Origin of the sequence: Paenibacillus pasadenensis DSM 19293 (assembly GCF_000422485.1) — a bacterium.
Taxonomy (GTDB): Bacteria; Bacillota; Bacilli; order Paenibacillales; family Paenibacillaceae; genus Paenibacillus_O; species Paenibacillus_O pasadenensis.
The window spans coordinates 173,567-184,920 of the sequence record NZ_KE383847.1 but is presented as its reverse complement, the minus strand read 5'-3'; the positions used below and the strand labels follow the sequence as shown (position 1 = coordinate 184,920).

Sequence of the window (11,354 nt, the reverse complement as noted above, 5' to 3'; positions counted from 1 at the left end):
GCCGCCCGCCCTTTTTCCGCAGTAGGAGGCAGAAAGGCGGCCGCCCTCTGACGGCGATGCCGCGAGATCGACAGGCTCGGCAGAGCGTTTGCCGCTTCCCGTGCCTATGAAAAAAACCATCCTTCTCCCGGTCTCCGGGAAAAAGATGGCTGATATCGGTCTTGTGCTTGATCGGCGCGCCGCTTGCTAGGACGTTTATCATACCTCTGTCGCGAGCCGAGGCGCTTTCAGTTCCCTCATCGAGCCGATGCGCCGGATCTCCGAGATTCAAGGCACTTTCTGTTCTCTCATTGAGCCAATGCCCCGCATTCCCGAGATTCAAGGCACTCTCGACTCCCTCGTCGTACCGACGCGCCGGGTTTCCGTGAGCCAAGGCACTTTCAGTTCCCTCATTGAGCCAATACCCCGCATTCCCGTGAGCCAAGGCACTTTGGACTCCCTCGTCGAGCCGACGCGCCGCATTTCCGAGATTCAAGGCACTCTGGACTCCCTCGTCGAGCCGATGCGCCGCATTTCCGAGATTCAAGGCACTTTCTGTTCCCTCATTGAGCCAATGCCCCGCATTCCCGAGATCCAAGGCACTCTAGACTCCCTCATCGAGTCGGCGCGCCGCATTCCCGTGAGCCAAGGCACTCTCGACTCCCTCATCGAACCGACGCGCCGGGTTTCCGTGAGCCAAGGCACTTTCAGTTCCCTTATTGAGCCAATGCCCCGCATTCCCGTGAGCCAAGGCACTCTGGACTCCCTCATCGAGCCGCTGCGCCGGATCCCCGAGATCCAAGGCACTCTAGACTCCCTCGTCGAGCCGATACGCCGTGTTTCCGTGACCCTCAGGCTCCGCTCCTAGCGGATGAACGCGATCTCCTCGCCCTTGGCTGGGCCTTCGCCCCGCTTGAAGCGATAGGGACGGAACACGAGCCGCTGCCCCGGCGCCTCGTCCGGCAGCGCCGGCGTCACGACGTACCGCCACATCAACGAATGATTGGAACCCCCGCCTCCGTCGAATCGGACCCGGTGCGGCCCTTCGACGTGCAGCTCGCAGCGGAACCATCGGTCCCGCTCTCCCCAGGGCAGCTCGCAAGGGACAGGCTCGTCGTCCCCAAGCAGCGTGATGACGCTCGCATTGTCATACTGCCGGATCGCGGACAGCGTGAACACCGTGTCGCCCGCAACGACAGACTGGCTCATCACGAGCATCCGCCGGTATCCTTCCGGCTCGATCGCCGGACGGTAGTCCTCGTCATCTGTCATGAGAAAGGAGAACAAGGCGTTCACGTAGTCCTCCTGCAGATCGCTCGCTTTCGCCCAGGCCGAAAGGTCGGCCGCAGGCGGAAAGCCGGGCTCCGTCCCGGCGATCCGCTTCCGCTCGCCGATCAAGCCGCACAGCCTTTCGTCCAGCTCGAGCAGCCTGCGGTTGTAGTCCTCCGTCGGGCGCTTGAACGGCATTCGTTTCATTCTGCATTCCTCCTTGGGCTGACCGGGCCTCCAGATGAAACAGGCCCGCCGCTGTTCCTGCTTCGGCGAGCCTCCTTGAATATCCTTTCCTATTCCATCGAACCGCTAGGCTTTGTCCGCCGCAGCCGACTCCCCGGCCGCCGGCGCCGTTTCCGCATTCGGACCTGCGAGCTCTCCATTCGCACCGCTGCGGGAAGATCCGCCGGCATCCATGGCGCTTCTCAGCCAGCCGTCCACTTTTCCCGGCGTCTTCTCCAGCTTCTGCAGCGGGTCGCCGAGCAGCCGCAGCAGCTCCTCGAGCGGCGCGTACAGCGCGCCCGCGCTATCGCGGAAGGCCGTCTCGGGATCCAGCGCAGCCGCTTCTCCCGTCGTTGCGAACACCGTCGCCGTCCGGCGCGCCCCGTCCCATTCGACGCGTCCCCCCAGCGCATCCGCTGTCCGGCGCACCGGTACATAAAGCTCCCCTTCGACGATCCGGTACTCGCCGTAGACAATCGTTGTCTCGCCCGTCGCGCCGTGCAGCCGCAGATCGGCGAGCTGCGTCCCGTAGGTTTTGGCAGAAGCGGATCCATTTGCTCCAGCACTTGCTTTCCCTTCTGCTTCGGCATTCACCTTGGCATCCGCTTCAGCTCCTGCTTTCGCTCCCGCCTTCGCTCCCGCCTTCACTTCCGCCTCAGCTCCTGCCTCCGCTCCCGCCTTCGCTTCAACGCCTACCTTCGCGCCTGACTTCGCCTCCGCCTTCGCATCCGCTTCCGCCGTCTTGCCCGCCTGCGCCGCGCTGCCGTTCCAGGCCGGCACGCTGTCCGCGGCGGCCGCCAGCCACTCCGGACTGCGCCGCAGCTCGCGGCTGCGCTCCGCCAGCGCGGCGATCTCCTCCGCTTTGGGCGCTTCCCGTTTCCATTTCAGCTTGGCCGCGACCGGAAACACCGGCGCCTCGCCGCCCCCGTCCAAAGCCGCGAACGCGTATCCATGCGCGCGATAGAAAGCGATGATCGCCGGCAGCGCCTTGACCGACTCGCCGTGGCCGGTGCCGTCATGGAGCAGCACGGTCATCTCCCGCTTGAGCGCCGCCGACGTCGCGCCGGCGGCGATCTCCGCCGCAGGCACGCCGATCCGCTTGGAATCCCCGCTGTCCACGTTCCAGTCCGCCATCGTGTAGCCGGCCTCGCGCATCGCGCGGAAGTAGCCTTCGTCAAAGTTCGTATACGTGCCTCCCGGAGCCCGCACGAGCGTCGTCGCGACGCCAGCGTCCAGCAGCGCCTGCTCCGTGAGCAGCGTCTGGCGGGCATAGCCCTGGAAGCTGCCGTAAAGCTGCTTGTAGTCATGGTCGTAGGAATGGTTGCCGATCGCATGGCCTTCCTCGCGCGTCCGCTGGACGAGCTCCGGATGGGCCTTCACCTGACGGCCCACCATGAAAAAGGTCGCCTTGATCCCCTGCTCGCGCAGGATGTCCAGCACCTGGGCCGTATGCTCGCTCGGTCCGTCGTCGAAGGTCAGGTAGACGGTTTTGGCGGCTGCGGCTGGCTTCGCCTTCGCGGCGACAGCCCCGGGCTGCCCGGCGGCAGGAGCGGCGCCCGTCGAGGACGCTCTGGACGCGGCCTGGCGCAGCGCCTCCAGCAGCTCCGCCCCGCCGATTTCCGGCTGAGGCGAGTCGAGCGCCGCCGCAGAGGCGGCCTCGCTGTCCGGCTGCGCGGAACCGATGCCTGCGGCCATCGCTGCGCGAGTCGACCTAGCCCCTGCCGCTTGAGCTTCCGCTCCGCTCCCGCCCGCTCGGACCGCGCTTGCAGCGCCTTCCCCTCCTTCGCCGCCGCTGCCTGCGGCGGCATGAGCCGCGCTTGCCGCCGCGCCTTCCCCTCCCTCGCCGCCGCTGCCTGCGGCGGCATGAGCCGCGCCTATCGCCGCCGGCGGCGCAGCCAGCGGCCGCTCGACGCCTCCTTCTCCTCCGAGGCTCGTCCAGCCGATGCCGAGCGCCGCCGTCGCGGCCAGGAGCCGCAAGCCAAGCTTTTTCGCCATATCCGTCCACCCTTTCCTACTCTCGAATCTAGTGCTAGATTCTATGAGCCTGACGGGCGCCTTATGCCGTCCGGTGTTTTTTTGATCCAATCGCGGAATCGGTCCGGTCCGTCCGTCACGATGCCGTCCGCGCCGGCGGCGGCGGCTTGAACCGCCTCGCGCCGGCGGTCGACCGTCCAGACGAACACGGCCATGCCCGAGCCGTGGACGCGGCGCACGAGCTTCGGCTGGGCGAGCTGCTTGCGGAGGTTCGCGTAGGTGGCGATGTCGGCCATCTCATGCAGCCGGCTCTGCTCCAGCTCCTCCTCGCGCGACAGGATGACGCCGAGCGGCACCGAGGGCATGAGCTCGCCCAGCCTCTTCAGCGAAGGCAGGCTGAACGACTGTACGATGACCGGCGCTCTTCGCCAGCCCGGTCCCCCCGCCTCCAGCCGCTGCTCTCCGGTCAGGCCGAAGCGGATGAGCGCCGCGGCGACGGCCCGCTCGAGCCCCGGCTGCAGCTGCGGATCCTTCAGCTCGACCAGCAGTCCGATCTTGCCGCCGTACCGGCGCAGCACCTCCTCGAAGCGGGGAATCCGCTCCCCGCGGTACGCCTCGCCAAACCAGCCGCCGGCATCGAGCGACTCCAGCTCCCGCATCGTCCGGCGCGACGCGATGCCTCGTCCGTCCGTCGTCCGCTCCAGCTTCTCGTCATGCAGCACGAACGGCACTCCGTCCCGCGACAGCTGCACGTCCAGCTCGATGTAGTCGGCCCCCTGCCGCAGCGCCAGCTCGAAGGCCGCGAACGTGTTTTCCGGCGCATCCGCGGACGCGCCCCGATGCGCAAGCACGAGCGGTCGGAACGGTCCGACCGCGGCCGGCTTGGCGGCGGCCTGCGATGCTGGCGGCCGCTCGGCTGAATGCAAGGCCGCTGAACTCCCCTTCGCCGACGCCGCTCCTGCCTGCAGCGACAGGAAAACCAGCGTCCCAGCCAGCGCCGCAGCCCCCCTTTTTCTCCACCTATTCGTTCGACCGGACGCGCGTTTCCTCACTTCGGATCCCCTCCTGCACGATGCTATCCATTACTATTTCCAATCCGCCCGTCTTTTACCAATCGCTGGGCGGGATGAGCGGAGATCCGCCCCCGGCCGCGCGACTCGCAGCTCCTGGCGCAGCGGATCTTAGGGCCTGCAATTTCATAAAAAAAAGCAGCCCCCGGCCGAAAATCGGCCAGGCGGCTGCCTTGCAACGTATGCGGCGAATCCGGGGCGGGACAACCTGAAGCATCCTGCCCCGCGTCTGAATCCTTGGGACGCCTCGCCTCGAGACTATTCCTCGCCTGCGCCCGCTTGCGCGAGGCTCTGCAGCACGTCGGCGGCATGGCCGGCGACCTTCACGCCGCGCCATTCCTTGACGAGACGCCCTTCCTCGTCGATGAGGAACGTCGAGCGCACGATGCCCATGTACTCGCGGCCGTACAGCTTCTTGAGCTGCCAGACGCCGTACGCCTCGGCCGCCGCGTGATCCGGATCGGACAGCAGCGGGAACGTCAGGCCGTGCTTGGCGCGGAAGTTGCCATGCGACTTGACGCTGTCCGGGCTGATGCCGAGGACGATCGCGTCCGCGCCGGCGAACGCCGGCATCGCATCGCGAAAATCGCAGGATTCCTGCGTGCAGCCCGGCGTGTTGTTTTTCGGATAGAAGTACAGGATGACCTTGCGGCCCCGATAGTCGGACAGCGAAGCTTCCGGCTTGTCCGTCCCGGAGGCGGCGAGGGTGAAGTCCGGCGCAAGCTCGCCGAGCGTAAGTTGGGTCATGAAGTCAGCTTCCTTTCGCATGGATCCTGCTTCGGCTTAGGAGCCGGCTCCCCGGTATCGCTTGACGCCGTGATTCCACACGAGCATGCCGAGCGTCATGAACACGATGCCCATGACAGGCGTCAGCAGCGCCAGCTGCGCCAGGCCGTCGCCATGGTCCCCGAGGAAGTAGGAGGCCGGGATGACGCCGACAAAGGCGAACGGGATGAGCCAGGTGAGCATGAAGCGGATGATCTTGTTGTAGATGTTGATCGGGTAGCGCCCGTAGTTCTGGATGTTGTACATGAGCGGCAGGATGCCGGTCGGCGCGTCGGAGTAGAACGCGATTGCCGTCAGCGCCGTATACAGCCCGCCGTAGACGAGCACCGCGCCGGCGACGAGCAGCAGCATGACCGGGATGTCCCAGAATTCCAGCGGCAAGCCGAGCTGGACCCAGCAGCTCGCCATGATGACGATGCCCGCCAGCGAGCCGATGAGCGACGGCGGGTCCATGTTCTCGAGCGTCACCTGGAACCAGTTATGCGCCGGGCGCGTCAGAATCCGGTCCATCTCGCCCTTGGTGATGTAGCGGTCGCTGAAGTTCCACAGGTTGAAAAACGTGCCGAAAATGCCGTACGGCACCATGAAGAAGCCGTAGACGAACACGACCTCCGCCTCGCTCCAGCCGCCGAGCGTCGGCGTGTGCTGGAAGACGATCAGGATGAACACCAGATTGACCGCCTGGAAGCTCAGATCCGCCAGCACCTCGATCCAGAAGTCGGCGCGGTACGTCAGCTTCGTTTTGGCGTAGTTCTTGAAGTAATCCCAGAACAGCGACAGGTAGAACAGCATTTTTTTCATCGTCCGGTCAGCCCCCCTGTACGAACAGCCGTCTGCGGGCCGCCCGCCATACCAGCGCGATCGGCACGAGCAGCAGGACGAACCAGAGCAGCTGGATGCCGAGCACGCCCGGAATTTCTCCGGCCGGCGTGCGCCCGGTGAACACCGAGCTCGGCAAGTAGGTGATCGCCTGGAACGGCAGCCACTTCATCGCCTCGCCCAGCCAGCCGGGGAAAAAGCTGATCGGCACGATGACGCCGGAGAACAGGTCGACGGCGACGCGCTTGAGGCGCATCATGCCCTCGCTGCTCTCGACGAAAAACGCCGCCAGCCCCGTCAGGATGTTGATCTGCGAGTTGATGAGGAAAGCGAAGAACAGCATGACCAGATAGACCGCCCACGTCGCCGGATCGGACGGCAGCCGCACCGGGAACAGCAGGCAAGCGAGCGCCATGCCCGGGATCATGAACAGCAGGAAGCGGAACAGCCCTTCCCCGAAGCCCTGCATCATCTTGACGACGAGGTAATTGTACGGGCGGATCATCTGGATCGCCACGCTGCCGTCGCGAATCTCATTGCTGATCTCCCGGTCCAGGTTGTTGAAATAAAACGCGCGAGCCATCCACGACACGGCGACGTACGTCGTCATCTGGCCGACCGTGAAGCCGGCGAGCGACGTCTGGCCGCCGTAGATGGCTCCCCACAGGAAGTAATAGGCTCCAATATTAATCGCGTAAATAATGATGCCGCTGTAATAGTTCACGCGGTAAGCGAGCATCATCAGGAACCGGATGCGGATCAGATCCGCATAAGCGCTACCCACGGCGGATCGGCTCCTTTCCGGCGGCCGGGCTGCCGGAAGGCGCGCGGCCGGCCTCGGGCGCGGCGGCCGGGCCTTGGACCGGCTCGACAGGCTGCGGGTCGGCCGCCGTCAGGCTGTCCTCGCCCGCCAGGTCCGGCTCGTCCAGCGCGTCGCGGCCCGCCGGCTGCGAAGGGCCGGCATGCGGCTCGCCGCTGTCAGGCCCGCAGCGGGCGCATCCGTGCCTTCGACGGGATCGGCCGCCGTTTCGGCCGCGTCCCGTCCGTTGCCGGCTTCGGCCGCTGCTGCGTCCGTCCGATTCGCGGCGGACTTGCCTACTCCCGCGCCTGCTCCCGCTGCGGCGTCCGCTTCCGCCTCCGCCAGCTCGGCCGCGCGCGTCCGCCCCGGCGAAGCGGCGTCGCCGGACTGGTAGATCTCGCGGACGATGTCGTCCGTGTTCGTCTCGATGATCTTCATGTCGCGGATGTCGAGGCGCGACTCGCCGACGACGCGGGCGAGCGCGTCGGCGACCTTGACCTCGTGCGGCAGCCACATCGCCGCCGTCACGTCGCTCTCGGCCCGCCAGCTGACGCCGGGCAGGCCGTCCGTCAGCTCCGCGAGCTGCGCCGGCTTGACGCGCTCGCCGAACTGGAACACGATCTCGCGGCCGCGGCTCCAGCGGCTTTTGAGCTCGTCCAGCGCTCCGTCGTAGATGATGCGCCCGTCGTCGAGCATGATGACGCGCGTGCACAGCGCCTCGATGTCCTGCAGGTCATGCGTCGTCAGCAGGATCGTCGTGCCGTGCTCGCGGTTGAGCTGCTTGAGGAAGTCGCGGATCTCGGTCTTGACGACGATGTCGAGGCCGATCGTCGGCTCGTCAAGGAACAGGATCGACGGATTGTGCAGCAGGCTCGCCACGATCTCGCAGCGCATCCGCTGGCCGAGGCTGAGCTTGCGCACCGGCCGGTTGAGCAGCTCGCCGAGCTGCAGCCGCTCGGTCAGCTCGTCCAGCCGCTTGCGGTAGTCCGCCTCCGGCACCTTGTATACCTTGCGCAGCAGCTGGAACGATTCGACAACGCCGATGTCCCACCACAGCTGCGAGCGCTGGCCGAACACGACGCCGATTCCGCCGACGAACTTCTCCCTGTCCTTGTGCGGCACGAAGCCGTTAACCCGCAGATGGCCGGCTGTCGGGACGAGGATGCCGGTCAGCATCTTGATCGTCGTCGACTTGCCCGCTCCGTTCTCTCCTATGTATCCGCAGATTTCCCCTTTGGGAATCTCGAAGGAAATGTCCTTGACGGCGGCGACCTCCCGGTACTCCCGCTTGAACAGATCCTTGAGGGCGCCGGACAGCCCCTCTCGGTTTTTCTGGACGCGGAACTGCTTGCGCAGCTCGCGCACTTCTATGGCCGGCATGGTGCTCATGGCGTGCTCCTCTCGTAAGGCGACTCGACATTTCCCGGGAAATGGATGACGGATTTCCTTCATCCTGCGGCAAAGCTTGCGTCCTGCCGACCCCGGATTTATAATTTTATGATATGTTACGACAGCTTGGGGAAGCAAGCGACGGGATCCTTGCCGGATGCCCGGCGCCGCTTGGCGCTTCCTCGCGATCCATTGGCGGCGCCTCGCTGCGGACAGCGCGCCTGAAGTCGATTTCCGCCGCGTCGGTTCATGATTTCCGCGGCCGATGCCGATTTTGTACGAAGCAGCTTTTATTTGGGAAGGGAGCTATCACCGCCGGATGGAAAGCAGAAAAGATCGGCACGGCCCGGGACGCGTCAAACCCGCCGCCCCCAAGCCGCCGAAGGCTAAAAAGAAGCGCCGCGCCTGGCTCTGGTCGCTGTTCGCCGTCGTGCTCGTCATGGCCGGACTGGTCGCCTACTTCATCGTCGACAATTACAATGCCCTGAACAATCTCCAAAAAGACCCGGAAAATTCGATCTTCGAGCAATTCGAGAACGACTCGCAGCTGGAGAAGCCGCCGGAATGGGAAGGCACCGAGCGCGTGAACATCCTCATCATGGGCGGAGACGGACGCGCGAAAAAAACGAGCAAAGAGCCCGCGCGCTCCGACTCGATGATCGTCGTGTCGATCGATCCCGTCACCAAGAAGGCCCATCTGTTCTCGCTGCTTCGCGACACCTGGGTCGACATCCCCGGCCATGGCCAGGGCCGCGCCAACGAAGCGATCGTCTACGGCGGCTACAAGCTGAGCATGCAGATGATCAGCGAGCTGACCGGCCTTGAGATCCAGTATTACGTCTACACGGAGTTCGAAGGCTTCAAGTCACTCGTCGACGCGATCGGCGGCATCAACATCGATGTCGAGAAGGACATGAACTACGTCGACAACGCCGATGGCAACCGCTACGATATCCATCTCAAGAAGGGCTATCAGGAGCTGAACGGTGATCAGGCGCTGCAGTACGTGCGCTTCCGCCACGACGCGACGAGCGACTTCACGCGCACGGAGCGCCAGCGCAAGTTCCTGAGCGCGGTCGCCGACAAGATGCAGAACTTCGGCAACATCGCCCAGCTGAGCACGATCATCCGCAAGGTCAGCCCGTTCGTCGAGACGAACCTGTCGGCAAACGAAATGGCTCGCCTCGCCAAGCTCGGCCTCGGCCTGCACAATGCCGGCACCGCCCAGCTGCCGCCGAGCAAGCTGCTCGCCGACGAGCGTGTCGGCGGCGCGTCAGTGCTCGCGATCACGAGCGAGGACAAGCTGCGCGAATACGTGCAGGAGGTGCTGGCGGAGGATCAGAACGCGCCTGAGCCGTCCGCTTCGCCGGGCGAGAACGCCTCGTCGAATGCGGCTTCGCCTTAAAGCTACCGTCCAATCTACCCTTATCGGGAGAGCAGCCAGCTGCTCTCCTTCTTTCATGCCCTACCATCCCAAGACCGATCAGGAGGTTCTCCCATGTCCAACCCATCCGCCAGCCGCTTCGCCGTCCCCGGCGCCTCCCGCGCCCGCAGCGAGGCGCTCCATGCCGAGGCGCTGCAGCATATCGTCGGCGGCGTCAACAGCCCGAGCCGCTCGTTCAAGGCGGTCGGCGGCGGCGCGCCCGTCGTCATGAAGCGCGGCCAAGGCGCCTACTTCTGGGATGTCGACGACAACCAGTATATCGACTATCTCTGCGCTTACGGCCCGATCATCGCCGGCCACGCGCATCCGCATATTACCGAGGCGATCAGCCGCGCGGCCGCCAGCGGCACGCTGTACGGCACGCCGACGGAGCTGGAGGTCCAGCTGGCGCGCATGCTCAAGGACGCGATTCCTTCCCTCGACAAAGTACGCTTCGTCAACTCCGGCACGGAGGCGGTCATGACGACGATCCGCGTCGCCCGCGCTTATACCGGCCGATCCAAGATCATCAAGTTCGCCGGCTGCTACCACGGCCACTCCGATCTCGTGCTCGTCGCCGCCGGCTCCGGCCCGTCCACGCTCGGCATCCCCGACAGCGCGGGCATCCCGCAGTCGATCGCGAGCGAGGTCATCACCGTGCCGTTCAACGACATCGACGCCCTGAAGGCCGCGCTGGAGCGCTGGGGCGGCGAGACGGCGGCGGTCATGGTCGAGCCGATCGTCGGCAACTTCGGCATGGTCATGCCGAAGCCCGGCTTCCTCGAGGAGCTGTGCCGCCTGACGCGCGCGGCCGGCGCGGTCGTCATTTACGACGAGGTCATCACCGGCTTCCGCTTCCACTACGGCACGGCGCAGACGTTCGGCGCGTTCCCCGACGCAGCGGCGATCGAGCCGGATCTGACGGCGCTCGGCAAAATCATCGGCGGCGGCCTGCCGATCGGCGCCTACGGCGGCCGCAAGGACATCATGGAGCAGGTCGCTCCGCTCGGCCCCGCTTATCAGGCCGGCACGATGGCCGGCAATCCGGCTTCGATCGCGAGCGGCATCGCCTGCCTGGAGGTGCTGCAGCAGCCGGGCGTCTACGAGCGCATGGACCGGCTGGCGGCCGGCCTCGCCGACGGCCTGGCGGACCTGGCGTCGCGCCACGGCGTGCCGCTGACGGTCAACCGCATCCGCGGCTCGTTCTCGACGCATTTCTGCGATCATCCGGTGACGAACTACGACGAGGCGCAGGATACGGACGGCGAAGCGTTCGCGCGCTTCTTCCGCCTCATGCTGGAGCGCGGCGTCTGCCTCGCCCCGTCCAAGTACGAGGCCTGGTTCCTGACGACCGCCCATACGGACGAGGACATCGCCCGCACGCTCGAAGCCGCCGCCGAGGCGTTCGCGGCGATGGGCCTCTAGGCAAAGGCGATCCGCTTCTCCGGACCGGCGCAAAGGCTGCGGACGACCCGCCGCTGGACCCGCTGCTGGCCCGACCAGGCTCGCCGCCGGACCTGCCGCTGGCCAGACCTACTGCTGGCCCGACCAGGCTCGCCGCTGGACCTGCCGCTGGCCCCGCCGTGCCGCCGGACCTGCCTATCGCGACGAGCGAGGCGGT

General features: G+C 65.9%; 8 protein-coding genes and 1 pseudogene. 2 read left to right on the top strand and 7 right to left on the bottom strand.

Annotation, left to right across the window (positions count from 1 at the left end):
- Positions 1-843 precede the first annotated feature (843 nt).
- From H582_RS27145 to H582_RS27130, 7 genes and pseudogenes are all read right to left on the bottom strand, one after another.
- On the bottom strand, positions 844-1,455 hold the full coding sequence (locus H582_RS27145) for a hypothetical protein (protein ID WP_127464576.1): 612 nt from the start codon (positions 1,453-1,455) through the stop codon (positions 844-846).
- Between the two features lie 105 nt (positions 1,456-1,560).
- Positions 1,561-3,468 (bottom strand): polysaccharide deacetylase family protein, encoded by a 1,908-nt coding sequence (locus H582_RS30030; protein WP_052333164.1) that lies wholly within the window; start codon positions 3,466-3,468, stop codon positions 1,561-1,563.
- 41 nt (positions 3,469-3,509) lie between these two features.
- Positions 3,510-4,373 carry a glycerophosphodiester phosphodiesterase gene (locus H582_RS27135; protein WP_052333163.1) on the bottom strand — a complete coding sequence of 288 codons (864 nt, stop codon included), beginning with the start codon at positions 4,371-4,373 and terminating at the stop codon, positions 3,510-3,512.
- Between the two features lie 402 nt (positions 4,374-4,775).
- Positions 4,776-5,264, bottom strand: a complete 489-nt coding sequence (gene bcp / locus H582_RS0111605; protein ID WP_028598667.1) for a thioredoxin-dependent thiol peroxidase — start codon at positions 5,262-5,264, stop codon at positions 4,776-4,778.
- Positions 5,265-5,300: 36 nt separating this feature from the next.
- Complete coding sequence (locus H582_RS0111600) at positions 5,301-6,092, bottom strand: ABC transporter permease (protein ID WP_028598666.1); 792 nt, start codon at positions 6,090-6,092, stop codon at positions 5,301-5,303.
- 19 nt (positions 6,093-6,111) lie between these two features.
- Positions 6,112-6,906: an ABC transporter permease gene (locus H582_RS0111595; RefSeq protein WP_028598665.1), complete on the bottom strand. Its 795-nt coding sequence runs from the start codon at positions 6,904-6,906 to the stop codon at positions 6,112-6,114.
- 342 nt (positions 6,907-7,248) lie between these two features.
- Positions 7,249-8,301 (bottom strand): annotated as a pseudogene (locus H582_RS27130) (ABC transporter ATP-binding protein); the annotation flags it as partial.
- Positions 8,302-8,629: 328 nt separating this feature from the next.
- On the opposite strand from H582_RS27130, the gene H582_RS27125 reads away from it, so the two are divergent.
- The gene (locus tag H582_RS27125; RefSeq protein ID WP_084137107.1) at positions 8,630-9,715 is read left to right on the top strand and encodes an LCP family protein; all 1,086 of its coding nucleotides are present in this window, start codon (positions 8,630-8,632) and stop codon (positions 9,713-9,715) included.
- Between the two features lie 93 nt (positions 9,716-9,808).
- The gene (locus H582_RS27120) at positions 9,809-11,158 is read left to right on the top strand and encodes a glutamate-1-semialdehyde 2,1-aminomutase (RefSeq protein ID WP_043111213.1); all 1,350 of its coding nucleotides are present in this window, start codon (positions 9,809-9,811) and stop codon (positions 11,156-11,158) included.
- Positions 11,159-11,354: the final 196 nt, after the last annotated feature.

Bases quoted from the DNA above. Each gene is read 5' to 3' on its own strand.
- H582_RS27145 (WP_127464576.1), bottom strand. From the start codon at position 1,455: ATGAAACGAATGCCGTTCAAGCGCCCGACGGAGGACTACAACCGCAGG.
- H582_RS27125 (WP_084137107.1), top strand. From the start codon at position 8,630: ATGGAAAGCAGAAAAGATCGGCACGGCCCGGGACGCGTCAAACCCGCC.
- H582_RS30030 (WP_052333164.1), bottom strand. From the start codon at position 3,468: ATGGCGAAAAAGCTTGGCTTGCGGCTCCTGGCCGCGACGGCGGCGCTC.
- bcp (WP_028598667.1), bottom strand. From the start codon at position 5,264: ATGACCCAACTTACGCTCGGCGAGCTTGCGCCGGACTTCACCCTCGCC.
- H582_RS27120 (WP_043111213.1), top strand. From the start codon at position 9,809: ATGTCCAACCCATCCGCCAGCCGCTTCGCCGTCCCCGGCGCCTCCCGC.